At 64.1% G+C, this 16,812-nt stretch carries 17 protein-coding genes; 7 read left to right on the top strand and 10 right to left on the bottom strand.

The annotated features are described in order from the left end of the window. The first annotated feature begins 72 nt into the window (after positions 1-72). Positions 73-729, top strand: coding sequence for an HAD hydrolase-like protein (locus tag IPQ13_14090; protein ID MBL0212021.1), 657 nt, complete (start codon positions 73-75; stop codon positions 727-729). On the opposite strand, the gene IPQ13_14085 is transcribed toward IPQ13_14090, so the two are convergent. Both IPQ13_14085 and IPQ13_14080 read right to left on the bottom strand, forming a co-directional pair. Further along, positions 720-1,850 (bottom strand): sel1 repeat family protein, encoded by a 1,131-nt coding sequence (locus IPQ13_14085; GenBank protein MBL0212020.1) that lies wholly within the window; start codon positions 1,848-1,850, stop codon positions 720-722. The genes IPQ13_14090 and IPQ13_14085 overlap by 10 nt on opposite strands. Before the next feature lie 4 nt (positions 1,851-1,854). Beyond that, complete coding sequence (locus tag IPQ13_14080; GenBank protein MBL0212019.1) at positions 1,855-2,424, bottom strand: TlpA family protein disulfide reductase; 570 nt, start codon at positions 2,422-2,424, stop codon at positions 1,855-1,857. Between the two features lie 26 nt (positions 2,425-2,450). On the opposite strand from IPQ13_14080, the gene IPQ13_14075 reads away from it, so the two are divergent. Next, positions 2,451-3,287, top strand: a complete 837-nt coding sequence (locus IPQ13_14075; GenBank protein MBL0212018.1) for a sulfurtransferase — start codon at positions 2,451-2,453, stop codon at positions 3,285-3,287. Between the two features lie 19 nt (positions 3,288-3,306). Next, positions 3,307-4,509 (top strand): MFS transporter, encoded by a 1,203-nt coding sequence (locus IPQ13_14070; GenBank protein ID MBL0212017.1) that lies wholly within the window; start codon positions 3,307-3,309, stop codon positions 4,507-4,509. Here IPQ13_14070 and IPQ13_14065 read toward each other — a convergent pair. Continuing rightward, positions 4,466-4,900 carry a hypothetical protein gene (locus tag IPQ13_14065; GenBank protein MBL0212016.1) on the bottom strand — a complete coding sequence of 145 codons (435 nt, stop codon included), beginning with the start codon at positions 4,898-4,900 and terminating at the stop codon, positions 4,466-4,468. The two genes, IPQ13_14070 and IPQ13_14065, sit on opposite strands and share 44 nt — an antisense overlap. 252 nt (positions 4,901-5,152) lie before the next feature. On the opposite strand from IPQ13_14065, the gene IPQ13_14060 reads away from it, so the two are divergent. The 4 genes from IPQ13_14060 (at position 5,153) to IPQ13_14045 (ending at position 9,944) form a co-directional block, all read left to right on the top strand. Further along, positions 5,153-5,908: a YIP1 family protein gene (locus IPQ13_14060; GenBank protein MBL0212015.1), complete on the top strand. Its 756-nt coding sequence runs from the start codon at positions 5,153-5,155 to the stop codon at positions 5,906-5,908. A gap of 1 nt (position 5,909) precedes the next feature. After that, a complete protein-coding gene (locus tag IPQ13_14055; GenBank protein MBL0212014.1) occupies positions 5,910-7,178 on the top strand; it encodes an efflux RND transporter periplasmic adaptor subunit in 1,269 nt (422 codons plus the stop codon). Then, the gene (locus tag IPQ13_14050; GenBank protein MBL0212013.1) at positions 7,175-8,398 is read left to right on the top strand and encodes an ABC transporter permease; all 1,224 of its coding nucleotides are present in this window, start codon (positions 7,175-7,177) and stop codon (positions 8,396-8,398) included. The genes IPQ13_14055 and IPQ13_14050 overlap by 4 nt, the downstream gene beginning before the upstream one ends. A 184-nt stretch (positions 8,399-8,582) precedes the next feature. Further along, complete coding sequence (locus IPQ13_14045) at positions 8,583-9,944, top strand: 1-acyl-sn-glycerol-3-phosphate acyltransferase (protein MBL0212012.1); 1,362 nt, start codon at positions 8,583-8,585, stop codon at positions 9,942-9,944. Between the two features lie 12 nt (positions 9,945-9,956). On the opposite strand, the gene IPQ13_14040 is transcribed toward IPQ13_14045, so the two are convergent. From IPQ13_14040 to IPQ13_14010, 7 genes are all read right to left on the bottom strand, one after another. Then, complete coding sequence (locus IPQ13_14040; protein ID MBL0212011.1) at positions 9,957-10,370, bottom strand: hypothetical protein; 414 nt, start codon at positions 10,368-10,370, stop codon at positions 9,957-9,959. Further along, positions 10,370-10,822 carry a cell division protein DedD gene (locus IPQ13_14035; GenBank protein MBL0212010.1) on the bottom strand — a complete coding sequence of 151 codons (453 nt, stop codon included), beginning with the start codon at positions 10,820-10,822 and terminating at the stop codon, positions 10,370-10,372. Before IPQ13_14035 ends, IPQ13_14040 begins: the two co-directional genes overlap by 1 nt. Positions 10,823-10,873: 51 nt before the next feature. Continuing rightward, entirely contained in the window at positions 10,874-11,878 is a 1,005-nt protein-coding gene (locus IPQ13_14030) for a zinc-dependent alcohol dehydrogenase family protein (protein MBL0212009.1), read from the bottom strand. Beyond that, entirely contained in the window at positions 11,875-12,747 is an 873-nt protein-coding gene (locus IPQ13_14025) for a hypothetical protein (GenBank protein ID MBL0212008.1), read from the bottom strand. Before IPQ13_14025 ends, IPQ13_14030 begins: the two co-directional genes overlap by 4 nt. 41 nt (positions 12,748-12,788) lie before the next feature. Further along, on the bottom strand, positions 12,789-15,152 hold the full coding sequence (locus tag IPQ13_14020; GenBank protein MBL0212007.1) for a crotonase: 2,364 nt from the start codon (positions 15,150-15,152) through the stop codon (positions 12,789-12,791). Between the two features lie 54 nt (positions 15,153-15,206). Continuing rightward, a complete protein-coding gene (locus tag IPQ13_14015; GenBank protein MBL0212006.1) occupies positions 15,207-15,527 on the bottom strand; it encodes a GxxExxY protein in 321 nt (106 codons plus the stop codon). Between the two features lie 106 nt (positions 15,528-15,633). Beyond that, entirely contained in the window at positions 15,634-16,782 is a 1,149-nt protein-coding gene (locus IPQ13_14010) for a thiolase family protein (GenBank protein ID MBL0212005.1), read from the bottom strand. Positions 16,783-16,812: the final 30 nt, after the last annotated feature.

The following is a 16,812-nucleotide window of genomic DNA, read 5'->3' as shown; positions in this document are numbered from 1 at the left end:
CACATTCCAGGCGAGGATTGCGATCCGGCACGATTCCCCCACGGATGGCCGTGCGCATTGCTAACGTGTAGCATGCCGCTCTGTTTCGACCTGGATGGAACCCTGGGCACCTTCGGCGGCGGCTACGCGCTGCTGAGGGAAACTCTTGGAGAACGGTGGGGGACCGCGCCGACCCTTGAAGAACTTCGTGCCTGCGCCGGGTCCACGGATTGGGAGATCGTCGATGAACTGCACCGCATCCGCTTCGGGACCGGCCTCGCAGACGCTGACTACGAAGCGTTCGATGCGGACTGCCTGGCCCGCTTCCGCGCCACCTTCCATCCGGAAGGGCAACTCCCCACAGCCTTCCAGGGGATCATCGAAGGCCTGCACCACCTGATGGAACGCGGCCATGCGGTCTGGCTGGTGTCAGGCAATGTGCCGCGGGTCCTGGAGTTCAAAGCCAGCGTCCTCCGCATCGACGGACGGATCCACCGGTTGGGCAGCCTCCCCGGATGCAGCCGGGCGGACCTCATCCGCAGGGCTGTGCAGGATCGCGCGGGACCGCACCTGTACGTGGGCGACCGCCCCCATGACCGCGAGGCCGCAAGGGCCGCGGACATTCCCTTTCTCGGCATCGGCGACGCGGTGCCCGGGGAGCATCCGGTCCTGGGTGCCGACACCGGAGCCACGCACCTCGTCGCGGCCATCGAGCGGATCATCTCAATGCAGGGCCGGGGCTATCCCTGATCGCTCTTTGCCTTTTGGTCCGCCAGATCCTCCAAGGCCTTCATCGCGCCCTGGTGGCCGGCCTGCGCGGCTTGTTGCAGCCAAGTCCCGGCCTGGACAGAATCCTTCATCCCCCCGTGGCCGAAACGCAGGAGCCCCGCAAGCTGGTGCATGGCTTCCGCATGGCCGCCCTCCGAGGCTTTGAGCAGCCAGCGGCGCGCCTCGGCCGCGTCCCGCGGAGTCTCGGCGCTGCCCCCCAGGAAGGCCATTCCGCGCTCGAAACAGGCTTGGGGATCGCCCCGCTCGGCCTTGGCCTGGCGGCGGCGCCCTTGGAGGCTCCAATGCATGCCACGCCGGTTCGACATCCAGAAGTAGGAAAAGAGCAGTCCGGGCACTCCGAACGCGATGCTCAGGAAAGCGGCGGTGACCCACGGCGCGGAAAGGAAGGTCGCAAAGCCGATGAAGGCCAGCGCCGCGCCGAGAAGCCCGAGGAATCCCGCCAGCCCGCAAGGGACGATGACGATCCAGAAGAACCAGGGGAACCAGTTCCCGTGGACCGCTGCTCCCATCCATTCATCCAGGCCATCGGCGATGGCGCTGGTGAGGCGGACCAGCGGGTCCCCCGATGCTTCGGAAGGCAGCGGCAGCAACGCGCTCCGGGAAGGCCCCACCGATTCGAGCTTTTCGGCGCGCCGACGCCAGAAGGCCGCCAATTCGGCATCCGGCGCCATGCCTTCGCCCTTTTCGTAGGCCCCCGCCAACCACTCCATGGCAGGTTTCCACCCCATTTCCGCGGCCCGGCGGGTGGCGGTGCGTCCAGCCTCCGGATCCGCGGCGATGCCGATGCCCCAACGCAGCATCTCGCCCATCCGGAAGGTGGCTTCGGCGTGGCCCAGTTCCGCCGCATGGCGATAATGGTCCATGGCTTTTTCCCGCACACCGATGCCGTAGCCTCCCCCCTCGCAGTAAAGTCCCAGTTCGAAATGGGCGTCCGCGCTGCCCAGCCCCGCCGCTCGCTCAAGACAGGCGATCCCTTGGGACACGTAGTGGGCGTTGCGACCCCAGCGGAGCCAGGCCTCTCCCGGGTCCTTCGTGAATCTGGCGCCAAGGGCGCGGATGGCGATTTCAAGGGCGGCGGCCATGGATCTATCTTCGCATTGGAGGACTTGCGGAGCCGGCCAGCGCCGCCTTCAATTCGGATTCGGCGCGCCCCGCTCCGTAGCCGGACCAGCGCGTACGGAGCTTCCCGTTTCCATCCACGATGATCGTGGTTGGTATCCCGTTGATGGGGCCGAAGGGTTCCAGTGCGCCTCGATCCAAGGGCACATAAGCTTTGAGCGGCATCGGGTGGCGGCTCAAATAGGCGGCCACATCCCTGAACCCGCCATCGTCGATGGAAATGGGCAGCACTGCATAGCGTCCGTCCGCCTCGGATTGGAGCTTGGCCAGCTCCGGAAGGCTCGCCTGGCAAGGCGGACACCAGGTGGCCCAAACGTCCACCACAACAACCTTTCCGGCGTATTCCGCCAGGGTATGGCGGCGGCCTTCGGCATCGAGGAAGGCCACGGAGCGGACATCGGCGCCCACAAGCGGCGCGCTGTCCCGCTTCACCCTCCAGATGCCGAACAAGAGCACCAGGCCGACGAGCCCGAGCGTCACGAAACAGCCCCATCGGCTCCAGTGGTCCCGGATGCGCTCCTTCACCTCTTCGTTCATCGGGGCCCTCCATGGCAAAGTAAAGCATGGCATCACCGCTCATTTCACCCAGGGACCTGGCTGTTCTCCAAGGCGCCGTGCTGCTGGATGCGCGTCCGAAGCCCGACTTCGATGCAGGCCACTTGCGCAACGCGCTGCATGTGGATGTGGGTGTGCATTTGAGCGGCGCCTCGGAGCCGGATTCGGATCCGGCGAAGGGTGGGCGGCATCCGCTGCCGTCCTTGAAAAGATGGCGGACCACGCTTGGGTTGCTTGGCATATCACCGGACACCCCTGTGGTCGTCTACGACAACCAGGGCGGCGCCAATGCAGCCGCGCGGGCCTGGTGGATGTTGCAGTCCATCGGCCATGCTCCAGTCCAGGTGCTGGACGGCGGCCTGAAGGCAGCCCTGGAGGCAGGCTGGGACCTCAGCACCGGCGTGTCGGTCGCCCAGCCTTGCTCCCAATACCCGGCCACCGCATGGCTTCTTCCCACGGCGGATATCGACGTGGTGGAAAAGCTCGCGAAACATCGCGAGTGGAAGGTTCTGGATGTGCGGTCCAAGGCGCGCTACCGAGGCGATGAAGAACCCTTGGACCCTGTGGCGGGGCATATTCCTGGCGCCCTGAACCTGCCCTACACCGAGAACCTCGATGCCGAGGGCCATTTCAAGTCCGCCGGCGAATTGCGCGTCCTCTATTCGGAACTGCTCGGGGATCTGCGCCCCGACCACCTGGTGGTCCATTGCGGATCGGGCATCACGGCCTGCCACACGCTGCTTGCGCTGGAATACGCCGGGTTGCCGGGCGCAGCGCTCTATGTGGGGAGCTGGAGCGAATGGTGCCGGAGCGGCAAGCCCATGGCGACCGGCGAAACGCCATGAGCCCCCGGCATCCACCTGCATGAATCCCTGGCGCGGCCTGGGCGGCCTGCCACGCATGGTGTGGGTGCTGTCCGTGGCCACCTTCATCAACCGGGCCGGGACCATGGCCCTGCCTTTCCTCGCGCTCTACCTGATGAAGCAGATGGGCCTCGGCGCATCCCAGGCCGGCCAGGGCTTCATCGTGTTCGGGTTCGGCGCGATGGTCGCCGCACCGTTGGGAGGCTGGCTGGCGGACCGGCACGGGCCGCTGATGGTCATGCGGACTTCCCTGCTGCTCTCGGGACTGCTGATGCTGGCGCTGCCCCTCGTCCGGGATGTGCCTAGCTTTTTCCTGCTCATCGGGCTGTGGGCCCTGGTGAGCGAGGGCTTCCGGCCCGCGTCCATGTCCATCCTCGCGGACCTGGCGCCCCCGGAACTGCGCAAGGCGGTGTTCAGCCTCAACCGGCTGGCCATCAACCTGGGCATGAGCGTGGGGCCGGCGCTGGGAGGCTTCATCGCCACCCGCTCCTATCGCGGGCTCTTCTGGGTGGATGGCGCCACGACGCTGGCGGCCTGGGCCGTGTTGGCGCTGCTGGTGCGCAACCATCCGCACCAGCGGGAAAAAAGTTCCAGTCCGGCGCCGTTGTCGGCGCTGCGGGACCCGGCGATGGCCTACTTCCTCCTTGCGATCATTCCAGTGGTGGTCGTCTTCTTCCAGCACGAAGGCCCCATGCCGATCTTTCTGGTTCGCGACCTCGCGCTGCCGGAAAGTTTTTACGGTTCCTTGTTCACCATCAATACGCTCCTCATCGTGCTGCTGGAGGTGCGGCTCAATCTGGCGACCTCCCACTGGCCCCACCGCCGCACGCTCATGCTGGGCAGCCTTCTCTACGCCATCGGCTTTGGGGCCATGGTGGCGGCCCAGGCGCCAGCTGCGGTCATCGCGACCGTGGTGGTCTGGACCTTCGGCGAAATGATCCTGTTTCCGGGCATGTCGGACTATGTGGCCTCCATCGCGCCAGCCGACCGCCGAGGCGCCTACATGGGGCTCTATACCTTCACCTTCAGCATGGCCTTCAGCCTGGGCCCATGGATCGGAACCTGGATGCTGGATGCCTGGGGCGGCCGGGTCCTCTGGCCCGTGATGGGAATCCTGGGATTGGTATCGGCGCTGGCCTTGTCGCGGATCAAACCCGAGGCTATTTCACCACCAGGTCCCGGCGGTCCACCAGCTTGTACTTGACCTTCTTCCAGGTAGCGTCCTGGGGTTCCACCAGGACTTCGCTGGGCTTCAATTCCTTCGGCTTGCGCTTGGGATTGCCATCGAAAAGGAAGACCTGTTCAAGTTCCCGGAAGGCCTCGTTGCCCTCGGGCAGCATCACATACCGGACAATCCACTGGGAAAGGCGCGAATCTTCCGCATCAGCCGAACCATACGCCTCGTACAGATAATGGCGGGTATCCACCAGGGCGACAGCGTGGCTGGCGGCCCTAAGCCAGGACGGCGGAGCCGGGTTCCCAAGGAAAGGCGGCACAACGCCTGTGGATCGGGATCCATCCGGCTCTCCCATGGCCTGGGCAGGAGCCGTGAGCGTGGCAAGCGGTAGCAGGAGAATGAAGGCGATGCGGCGCATGAATGCTGAACTCCACGATGGTTCTAATCACACACTAAACAGTGGCGCATCAGCTCGTTAAATTTCTGTAATATCGATCACCTTTCGGGCGTTCCAACGGATCCGGACACACTTGCCATCAGCGGCCTCCCCGCCAAGACCCCGGCCGTCCATCCCCCACCGATCACCGGTCGTTTTCTTCCACTCGTCGAAGGCCGGGAACAATCCAAAGAACCTCCGCTAGACTCAAGCCACCCTTTCTGGAGGCACCCAATGAGCGAATCCGAATCCCTGTATGGATCCAACGTGAATCCCGAAGCTCCCCCTGCGCCTCCCCCGGCGCCGGCCCTGGGGCTGATGGACCAGATCATCGGGGTGTTCACGGAACCCGTGGAGACCTTCAAGAAGCTGAGCGCGGCACCGAGCTGGGCGTGGGCGCTGGGCGCCGTGATGGTCGTCAGCATCATCGTGACGGTCATCTGGGGCCTGAAAGTGGACGCAGACGCCATGCTGCGCCCGATCATGGAGGCCAATCCAAAGATTCCGGCCGAACAGATCGATACCATCATCGACTTCCAGAAGAAGTTCATGATTCCCTTCGGCCTCCTGGGAGTCCTTTTTGGCGTCCCCATCGTCGTGGCGTTCATGGCGTTCATCTACTGGCTCATCGGGAAGGGAATGGCCGAGGACCAGAAGCCCAGCTATGTCCAGGCGCTTTCCCTCGCCACGGTGCCTAGCCTGGCCATGCTGCCGCAAACCCTTCTGATCTCGGTCATGTGCCTCATCCGCCCCGTCGGGGGCCTGACGCCGGATAAGCTCTCGCCCAGCTCGGTCGGGTTCTACCTGCACCCGGAAAACCCGAAGTTGTACGCGCTGTTCTGCCAGATCGATCCATTCATCATATTTCAATATGTGCTGATCTTCCTGGGCGCCCGCTACCTGCTCAAGCTGAAGCCAGCCGGAGCGGTGGTCTGCACGCTGGTGGCTTTGCTGCTCGGCGTCGCCTTCCGTGTCCTGATGGCGAAATGACATGGCCTCTAATAAAGCGAAACTCATCCTGGGCATCGGCCTGGGGATGGCGCTGCTGTTGGTCCTTGGCGTCCTGTTAGGAGGGGGCAAGGAAGACCCCGACGCCTACTCCTGGGACAAGATCTCCAAAGGCGACATCCGCGAAACCATCAGCGCTTCGGGAGAAATCCAGGCCAAGACCCGCGTGAATGTCGGCACCAACGTGGCTGGCGAGATCAAGGCCATCCATGTGGTCGATGGGCAGGAAGTGAAGGCTGGAGACCTGCTGGTGACCATTGATCAGATCCGGCTCCAGCAGGAGATGGCCCGCGCCACCGCGGCGCTGGAAGGCGTGAAGAAGGACGCCGAGCGGCTGAAGGCGGCCCAGGATCGGGCGGAGCAGACCTTCGCCCGCCAGGAAAGTCTTTTCAAGCAGGGGCTCATCAGCGATGAGGACTTCCGGCAGGCCAAGCTCACCAAACAGAGCGCCGAGCTCACCTACCAGGGCGCCCGGTCGAACATTGCGCAAAGCGAAGCCAACTTCGGGTCCATGCGCGACAACCTGAGCAAGACGACCCTGCGGGCCCCGATCGATGGGCGGATCACGAGCCTCAAGGCGGAGAAGGGCGAGATGGCCATCCCCGGCATGAGCAACCTGCCAGGCGCTACGCTCATGATCATTTCCGACATGCACGAGCTGGTGGCGGAAGTGAAGGTCAATGAAAGCGAAGTGGTCCGGGTCAGGACCGGCCAGGTGGCCCAGGTCACGGTGGAATCGCTGCAGGGGCGTGTCTTCCAGGGCAAGGTGGCCGAAGTCGCCACGGGCAGCGAGGGAACCGGATCCAACGCCAACATGTACAAGGTGAAAGTGGCCGTCGACATGCTGGCCAAGGATGTGGGCCAGCTTCGGCCCGGTATGAGCGCCCGGGCGGTCATCCTCACCAGTGAAGCTAAGAACGTGCTGCGGGTTCCCTTGCAGGCCGTTCTGGAACGGGACGAATCCCTGGAAGAGGCGCAGAAACGGGGCCTCCTGGCCCCGGCCTCGCACAGCGTGGCCATGGTGGTGAAGGATGGCAAGGCCTCCGAAAAGGTGGTCCAGACGGGCATCGCCAACACCCAGTATTTCGAGGCCAAAAGCGGCTTGAATGAGGGCGACAAGGTGCTCACGGGGCCCATCCGCAAGTTGAAGGACCTGAAAGACCGGGCTTCCGTGAAGCTCAAAGCCAAGTCGGACACTGAGCTTGAAGAGGCTACGAAAAAGCGCAAGGCCGGCTCGGAAGCGAAGCGATGAATGTCCAGGAGCCCGTCTCCGCGGCGGTGCGCGCGCTCAAAGCCAACAAGATGCGTTCGGCCCTGACAACGCTCGGCATCATCATCGGCGTCGCGGCCGTGATCCTGGTGGTGAGCCTGGTGCAGGGCCTCAAGAGCAGCGTGCTCAAGCAGATCGAGAAGGCCGGCAGCCAGACGCTCTTCGTCCGGCCGGTCTTTCCCACGGACATGCCCTACGAGGAATTCACCAAAATCAAGAACAAGGACCTGACCATCGAGGACATGCGCGCCCTTCAAAGGACCGTCCCGCAGATCACGCAGATGACGCCGCTCTTCTTCACCGGGTCCGAAGTCAAGTCCGAGGGCCGCAGCTCCACGGTGAGCATCATCATGACCGATGAGACCTACCTGGAGCTCAACAGCATCGATGTGGCTACGGGGCGCAACTTCGTGCCTTCGGATATCCGCCTGGGCAACAAGATCGCGGTGGTGGGCCCCCATGTGGTCGAAAAGCTGGGCATCAAGGGCAATCCCATCGGCAAGACCATCAGCACACCTTCGCTCAGCCTGGAAATCATCGGAATCCTCGAAGAGCAGGGTTCCTCGCTGGGCAATGACCCCGACAACATGGTGGTCATCCCGCTCAGTACCGGCATGGCCCAGCTCACGGACGCCCAGCGTCGACAACTCTTTTTCCAGGCCCGCGTGGATCCAAGGATCTCCGCCGACGACGGCGCGGACATGCTGGAGGACGCCCTGCGCCGCATCAAGGGCCTGAGGGTCAAGGAGCCTTCGGGTTTCAAGGTTTTCAGCCCCAAACAGATCACCAGCATCATCGGCGGCATCACCAATGTCATCACCGCGGTGGCCGGGGGCATGGTGTCCATCGCCCTGCTGGTGGGCGGCATCGGCATCATGAACATCATGCTGGTGAGCGTCACCGAGCGGACCCGCGAGATCGGCGTGCGCAAGGCCGTGGGCGCGAAGCGGAAAGACATCCTGCTGCAATTCCTGATCGAAGCCTCCATCCTCTGCGTCTTCGGCGGGGCGGTGGGCATCCTCCTGGGCTACGCTCTCGGCGCGATCGTGGGCAAGATGATGTTCGGGCAGATGGGTGGCATCCCGCTCTGGGCCGTGGTTTCGGCCTTCGCAGTACCCGCGGGCATCGGGCTGGTTTTTGGAATGTACCCCGCCGCCAAGGCCAGCAAGCTCGATCCCATCGACGCGCTGCGGTACGAATGAGGGATGGGCTTTGAGCTATGAGCCATGAGCTATGGGCTATGAGCTTCATGGGATGCGGCCGGAGGCCGCGACTTTACTCATGGCGCGCCGGAGGCGCTTCCAGATCAGCTGATTGCTCATAGCTGATTGCTGATAGCCCACCACCCGCGATGTCCCTCGGCCGCGATTCCGGCGATACTGCAGCATGCTCCTGCCAAACCCCTGGGTGATCTTCGGCCTCGGCCTCGGCCTGCTGATGGGCGTCTGGCTGTTGCGGCGGTGGATCAGGCGGCGGGTCTACCGCGCCGCGGTGCGCACCCGGCGGGAGCTCGGGTTCCACTTGAATCCCGTCACCGTCACGCGGAAACAGAAACTGAAGCGCGAGCTGGTGGAAGACCCGAAACTCCAGGCCCTGGTGCGGGAGGAATGCGTCCGGACCGGCGCGGAAGAAGCCCAGGCCTGGATGCGCGTGACGGACTATTTGGACGAAATCATCCCGAATTTCAACCTGCTCACGGCCTACCGCTTCGGCAAGAAGGCCGCATCGGTATTGTTGCGGTCCTTCTATCGTGTGCGCATTGGCCGCAGCGCCGAGGCGGAGCTCAACCGCATTCCCCGCACCGCGTCCGTGGTCTATGTCATGAACCACCGCAGCAACGCCGACTACCTGCTGGTGGCCTTCCTGCTGGCGAACCGCGTGGCCATCTCCTACGCCGTGGGCGAATGGGCCCGCATCTGGCCCCTGGAGCGCCTCTTCAAGAGTTTCGGGTCCTTCTTCGTGCGGCGGAAATTCCGGGATCCGCTCTACCACGCGGTGCTGGAACGCTACGTGCAGCGGGCGGTGGAGGCGGGCATCACCCAGGGCATCTTCCTGGAAGGCGGCCTCAGCCGCGATGGAGCCTTGCAGCCGCCGAAACTGGGCCTGCTGGACTACATGGCCCGCGCCAACGCGAAGGATCTCGTCTTCATCCCCGTGGGCATCAATTACGACCGCGTGGTGGAGGACAGCGCGCTGGTCCGCGAACTGAGCGGCCTGCCCAAGCACGGGCTCCACGTCAATCTGCGGCGTTCGGCGTTCTGGCTGTCCGGCCTCATGTTCAGGGGGGCCCTGGGCCGTTTCTACCGCTTTGGATACGCCATCGCGAATTTCGGCCCGCCACTCGGCATCGGAGAACTCACGGATGGCGCCGATATCTGGGGCATGGAGTGGGAAGAGCGCAAGCCGGTCCTGGATGGCGTGGCGCACAGGCTGCTGCAGGCCGTCGGAAACCAGGTCCCCATCACGCCCGTGGCCGTGGTGGCCTGGAGCTGGGTGCAATTGAATAACCGATCCGTGGGCCGGTTGGCGCTCCGCCAGAAGACCCTGGAAACCATGGCCTGGGCCGCGGAACGCAACCTGCCCCTGTACATGGCCCGGGGGAATTTCCAGCGCATTTTCGAGATGGGCCTGCGGGTGCTCACCCTGCGGGGCATCCTGGTCGCCGAGGGCGACGTCCTGGCTTCCGATCCGGCGAAAGAACCCCTGCTGAGCTACTACGCCAACAGCATCGCCCATCATTTCGGATGACGGCCCGGACGATCAATCCTTTTTGCCCGGCTCCCCGGCCGATGGGCTGGACTTCGCCTCCACAGTGATGGTGTGGGCCTCGTCCATGGGTGTGACATCCTTGGGCGCCGGCGCTCCGTTCATGGGGGATGCTGGGGCCGCCGGGACCTTCGCGTTCACGCCCCGGGTGGCGATGGCCAGGGCGATGGTCCAGGTGGGCGCCAGCTCCAGCCCGGGAACCAGTTCCGCCACGATGGACGGGATAAAGGCCCAGTGCCAACCAACAAGCATAGAAAGCGCCCCCATGGCGATGATGTCGAGGACCACAGTGACCGGCGAGAAAACGCCTTCGATGGTCGCGGGAAAAATGAACACCTGAAGCGCGTCGACGCCCACCGCCACCACCCAGGCGGTTTTCAATCCCAGGGGGGAAACATCGCTGCGCATCAAATCACCAACTGTTCCCAGGCCACATGATAGTGGTCGAGGATACCCTGGCGCTCTTTCCGCTCCTGCTCGCCGATGCTGGTGTAGGCCTTGGCGAAGACCACCCGCCGCACGCCGCGCCGCACCAGCGCGCGGGCGCAGGTCAGGCAGGGTTCGTGGGTGACATAGGCCGTGGCCACGGGGCCATCGCAGAATCCGAGCGCGTTTTCCTCCGCATGGCTGGTGTGGAGGCAGCGGGTGGTTTCATTGCAGGTCTCGGGCGTGCAGTGCGGCATGCCCGGCAGGGCGCCGTTGAATCCAGCCGCGGCGATGCCGCCATCGGGACGCAGCAGGACGGTTCCGACCTTCAGGCGGCAGCAGGTGCCCAGGCGGCTCAATTCCTGGGCCATGCGCAGGAAGACTTCATCCTTGAGGGCCGATCGCGTGGCTGGGGCGGAATTCGAATCGGTCATGTGCAGCGTCCGGAAAACTCCATCGTATCCAATGGGACCAGCAGTGGGAGTTCAGTTGGCGAGCAGAACCTTGCCGCTGCGCCCGGGTTCGTCGGCCTTCTCGATGGCCGCCTGGAACTCGGCCAAGGGGAACACCGCCTCCACCGGAGGCGAAATCTGGCCTTTGGACATGGCCTCCAGGAGCGCGTTGATGATCGCGTCGCGTTCAGGCTTGGGCGTCCGGATCTTCCAGTCCGTCAGCCAGAACCCCCGGATGGTCAGGGTCCGGAAAATCAACTGGCCGCCCGCCACCTTGAGCGGATCCATGGAGAGGGCGCCGTAGACCATCAGGGTCCCGTCACGCCTCAGCAGCATGGCCACCGACCCGCCCAGGCTGCCCCCCACCGAATCCACCCCTGCGGCCGCGCCCCTGGCCCCCACGATCGCCTGGGCCTTGTCCATCCAGGCCGGATCCTCGGTGCAAAGCACCTCGTCGGCGCCCTCGGCCAGCAGCTCGGCCACTTGCGCTGGCCGGCGCACCAGATTCAGGGTCTTGTAGCCGCGCAGCTTGGCGATCTGGATGAGGCACCGCCCCACCACGGATCCCGCGGCGGTTTGTACGAGCCACTCCCCTGCCCCGAGTTTCAATTCCTCCACGGCCATGATCCAGGCGGTCAGAGGGTTCACGATGACCTGGGCCGCTGCCTCATCGGACAGGCCATCGGGGATGGCGATCAGATTGTCGGCGGTCGTGACCACGTAATCCGCCCAGGACCCCTGGAGGCCCAGGGGCACCACGCGCTGGCCGATGGAATAGCCGGTGACCCCCTGCCCCACTGCATCCACCAGGCCCAGTCCCTCGAGCCCGGCGATGGCCGGCAGAGGTGGCTTCCGGCCATAGACGCCCTTCACCTGAAGCACATCGGACGGATTGATGGGACGAAGTTTCATCGCCAGGCGCACTTCGCCCGGACCCGGCTCGGGCCTGGGGAGCTGCCGCATCCGGAGGACCTCCTTGGGGTCGCCGGGCATTTCAAATTGCAGAGCGCGCATCAATTCCGCTGGACCCATGTTCATTTCTCCTTCGAAGGTGGCGCGACTTGGGCTCCGACATCCGCCACGGAAATGCCCTGGGCATCGCCCGAAAGCCGCAGCGTCGCGCGGATGTCGCGGCCCGATTTGATGTAGTTGGCTTGGATCTGGGGCACCGAGCCGCGCAAGGCCCCTTCAATCTCCCAGCCGGACCTCTCCAGCGCCCTGCGGTAGGCAGCCAGGAATTCCGCCACCGAGGGCGGCTCGGCCAATTTGTATTCCTTATCGATGAAGTTGGCCATGGCGATGGTTTCCTTCCCGTCCGGCAGCTTCAGCCCCACCGGCGACTGGCTCACGGCGCTGGCGATGAGCTTCGCGCCCGGCCAGGGGGGCAGGTAGGGAAAATCCTCCTTGCCGGATGGAAGTTCCGGCTTGGGGCCTGGGCTCGGCAACACCAGCACCCGAGGCGCCCCCCGCTCAACCAGCACCACCTTCAGCTCCCCACCCCCCGCGGGGGCGATGCGGAGCCAGCTTTCCGCCTCTCCCACCACACGTTTGGCGATGCCCCGCTCCTCCCACTGCCACATCCAGCCCGCCGCCTCCAGCATGGGTTTGTGGCGCGCCATCAAAGACAGCGCACCCACCGGCCGGGCCTCGGTGGAATGCAGGATGAAGCGCCAGGTGCGGCCCTGGACAGGCACCTTCACCAAACTCAGATTCGCCGGGTTGCGCAGATCGAAGGACTCCTGATCGTAGGGCCAGGCTTCCCGGTTTCCCTCCTTCACCTCCATCCCCGGCGGCAAAGGGAAGTAGGCCGGCAGGGGGAAGATCGGCGGCGCCGGTTGAGCGGAGCCCATGGCGCAGGCCAGGCTAAGCAATGCGGCCAGGCCAACGCGGAATTGGAAAGAAACCATGCCCCAATGGTATCGGGATGGCGGCGTGAAAATAATGGGTTTCAATTCCGCAGCGGCTTGCCCTTGGTGAGGATGCTGTCCATGCGGGCCTGGGTCTTTTCATAGCCGCAGAGCCGCGCGAAGGCCTGGCGTTCCAGTTCTAGGATGCGTTCTTCGGTGACTTCCTGCACGGGGCTCACATCGCCGCCGCAAAGGATGTAGGCCAGTTCGCCCATGATGATGGCGTCATGTTCCGAAGCCAGGCCTTGGTATTGGAAATCCTTGACCGCGCTCTTGAGGGCTTCCACGCCGCCGAGCCCCGGCAGCTTGAAGGTGCGTTCCTCGACCGGTTTGAACTCCGCGGCCATTTTCAGGACTTCCTGTTTCGCATCGTTCAGCAGGAAGGCCTTGTTCATCACCCGCCGGTCCGTGCGGCGCAGGTACCCGTTGCGCTGGGCTTCGTCGAAGCTCGTGTTCACATTGGCCGTGCCGATGAAGCCGAAGGCCGCCTTGATCTTGGGCATGGGCCCCAGTTCGCCCTTGGCCTTCAGGGCCTCTTCCATGCGCAGGAGCATCTGCAGGCAGCCGCCGCCTGCGGGGATGACGCCCACGCCCACCTCCACCAGGCCCAAGTACAGCTCCGCGTGGCCCACCACCCGCTGGCAGGCCATGGTCAATTCGCAACCGCCGCCCAGCGCCAGGTTGAAGGGCGCCGCCACCGTGGGAAAGGGCGCGTAGGTGAGCATCCTGGCCGCGTACTGCAGGCGCCTGGAGGCCTCCTCGATCAGGTCGAACTGCTTGTCCTTGGCGGCGTTCAGCACGAAGACCAGGTTGGCCCCGGCGCTGAAATGCTGTCCCTGGTTGCCCAGCACCAGGCCCTTGAACTTGCCCGGGATGTGCTTCTGGAGCGCATCTTCCATGAGCATCACGATGCCGTCGTCCAGCGCGTTCATCTTGGTGCGGAACTGAAGGCAGGCCACATCGTCGCCGATGTCGATGAGCTGCGCCGAGGAATTCTCGGCGATGACCTTGCCGCGGCCGATCTCGCGCTTCAATTGGACGATTTTCTTGTCTTCGGCGATCGGCACGAATTTCAAGGATCTTGGATCCAGTTGGGCCGAAGCGACGCCGTGTTCCCACTGGTAGAAGCTGGAGATGCCCTTGGCGAGCATTTTCCGCACGAGGTCGGGAACGGCCAATTCCTCGAAGTCCATGCGCGCCACCACTCGGTCCACTCCCAGCGCGTCCCACAACTCGAAGGGGCCGAGGTCGAAGGCGAACCCGTTCTTGATGGCGTTGTCCACGTTGAGGGGCAGGTCGGTGACTTCACCGAGGCGGTTCACCGCATAGGTGAGGTTCGGCGCGATGCAGCGCCAGGCCAGCTTTCCGGCCTCGCTGTCGCTGGTGAGCAGGGTCCGCACGCGCTCGGCGGGGTCGTCGATCCCCTTCAACTCTTTCAGGATCGGCCAATCCTTCTTGATCTGAAGCCGGTATTCGCGGGTGGCGGGATCCAGGGCCAGGAAGGTCTTCTTGCCCTTCTCGTCCTTCTCGCCCTTCTTGAAGAATCCACCCTTGGTCTTGTTCCCCAGCAGCTTGTTGTCGAGCATCCACTGGAGATAGTCGGGGCGCTTGAAAACATCGTGGGCTTCATCGCCGGGGCAGAGGTCATACACATTCTTGGCGGTGGCCGACATGATGTCCACGCCCGCCAGGTCAGCGGTCCGGAAGGACGCGGACTTGGCGCGGGCCGCGGCGTCGCCCAGCACCGAATCGATGACTTCGAATGGAATGTGTTCCGCCAGCGCCAGGTGCAGCACGGACATGATGCCGTGGATGCCGATGCGGTTGCCGATGAAGGTGGGCGAGTCGAAAGCGGGCACCACTTCCTTGCCCAGCTTTTCTTCGAGCCAGGCGCCGAATTCCGCCGCGTGGGCGGGGTCCACATCCGGCCCCTTCACGAATTCCAGCAGCCGCAGATAGCGCACGGGATTGAAGAAGTGCGTGATGACGAAGTGCTTCTGAAAAGCCTCGGCGCGGCCTTCGACCAGGAGTTTCAAGGGAATGCCTGATGTGTTCGAGCTGATCCACGCGCCCGGTTTCAGGTGTTGCTCCAGCCGTGCGTACAGATCGCGCTTGACCTGGAGATCCTCCTTCACCACCTCCACCACCCAATCGCAATCCGCCAGGCGGTCCAGGTGGTCCCGCAGATTCCCCGGGCGGATCTTCTTCAAGTACGACTCATGCATCATCAGCGCGGGCTTGCTCTTGCGCAGTCCCGCGATGGCGCCTTCCGCCAGCTTGTCCGGAGCCCCGTCATCGATGACGATGTCCAGCAGTTCCACCGAGCAGCCCGCCGAAGCCACGTGGGCCGCGATCCCGCTGCCCATCACGCCCGAACCAAGTACCGCGATTTTTTTGATGTCCATGATTGCCCTCTCTCTAATCCACCGATTCTTGTAAAAATGTTCTATCCACAGATTTCACAGATTCCACAGATTCAAACCCCCCCCCCCCCCCCCCCCCCCCCCCCCCCCCCCCGGGCATGTCCGCCCCCACCATTGGAGGACCGGACACCGCTCCTCAACCGAGCCAAGTTTTGAAATCGCTTTCAACTCAACAAGGACCCGGTTGAAACAAATGAAATCCGCACGATAACCCACCGATAACATGGAGCCTTTATACATCACTGGAATAACCACTTCTCGCTGAAAGGGAATACCTCTAAGCGACAATTCCATGGCCAGCGCCTCCTGGTAGACCGCTTCAAGAAATCCACACCCCAACACACGGTGGACCTCCATCGCGGCCCCAATAATCGCGTAGGTCTGCGGATCCCTCGCGTTCACATGCTCCCCGAAAAATCTGTGTGAATCTGTGGATTGATATTTTTTCAATGGAATCTGTGGACTAGATCCTCTCGATCACCGTCGCGATGCCCTGGCCGCCGCCGATGCACATGGTGGCCAGGCCGTAGCGGCCCTTGCTGTCCTCCAGGCGATGCAGCAGTGTGGTGAGGATGCGGGCGCCGCTGCAGCCCAGCGGATGGCCGATGGCGATGGCGCCGCCCCAGCCGTTGATCTTGGCGGGGTCGAAGCCTCCTTCGCGGATCACGGCGATGCTCTGCGCTGAGAATGCCTCGTTCAATTCGATGACATCGATCTGGTCCAGGGTGAGGCCCAGGCGGCCGAGGACCTTCCGGGTGGCAGGCACAGGGCCGATACCCATGCGATCCGGCTCCACACCCGCGACGGCGCCTCCCAGGATGCGGGCGCGGGGTTTCAGGCCGGCAGCCTTGGCCGCCTCCTCTTCCATGACCAGCAGGAAGGCCGCGCCATCGGTCAGCGGCGAACTGTTGCCGGCGGTCACGCTCCCGTCCTTCAGGAAGACCGCCTTGAGCTCGCCCAGTTTGTCGAGGGAGGTGTCGCCCCGCACGCATTCGTCGCGGTCAACGGTCACTTCCTTGCCTTCCAGATTCTTGGTGTGGTAGGGCACCGTTTCTTTCGCGTACTTCCCCGCGGTCCAGGCGGCGGCGCCCTTCTGGTGGCTGTTGTAGGCGAATTCGTCCTGCTCGCGCCGGGTGATGCCATATTCCTTGGCCAGGTTTTCCGCGGTGATGCCCATGGAGCAATAGGCCTGGGGATAGTGCTCCGAAAGCCAGGGATCGAGGCTCGGATTGAAGCCGCCCATGGGCACCTTGGACATGGATTCCACGCCGCCCGAAAGGAACAGGTCGCCGGCTCCGGCGAGAATCGCCCGGGCCGCCATGAGCACCGACTCCTGGCTGGACCCGCAGAAGCGGTTCACGGTGGTGGCGCTGGAGGTGAAGGGCAGGCCCGCGCGAAAGGCGATCATCCGGGCCACGTTCATGCCCTGTTCGCCTTCGGGCATGGCGCAGCCGACGATGACATCCTCAAGTGCGCTCCAGTCCTTCAACAGCGGCTTGATGGCCTCGATCACCAGCGCACCCATGGTCTCGGGCCGCGTGGCGGCGGTGCTGCCTTTGATGGCGCGGCCGATGGGCGTGCGCTTGGCTTCTACGATGACGGCAGATCGCATGGTGGGCTCCTTGATGCAGTGAGCCTAGCA

Source organism: Holophagaceae bacterium (assembly GCA_016720465.1).
In the GTDB taxonomy this organism is placed as follows: Bacteria; Acidobacteriota; Holophagae; order Holophagales; family Holophagaceae; genus JANXPB01.
This window is presented reverse-complemented; position numbering and strand designations above follow the sequence as displayed.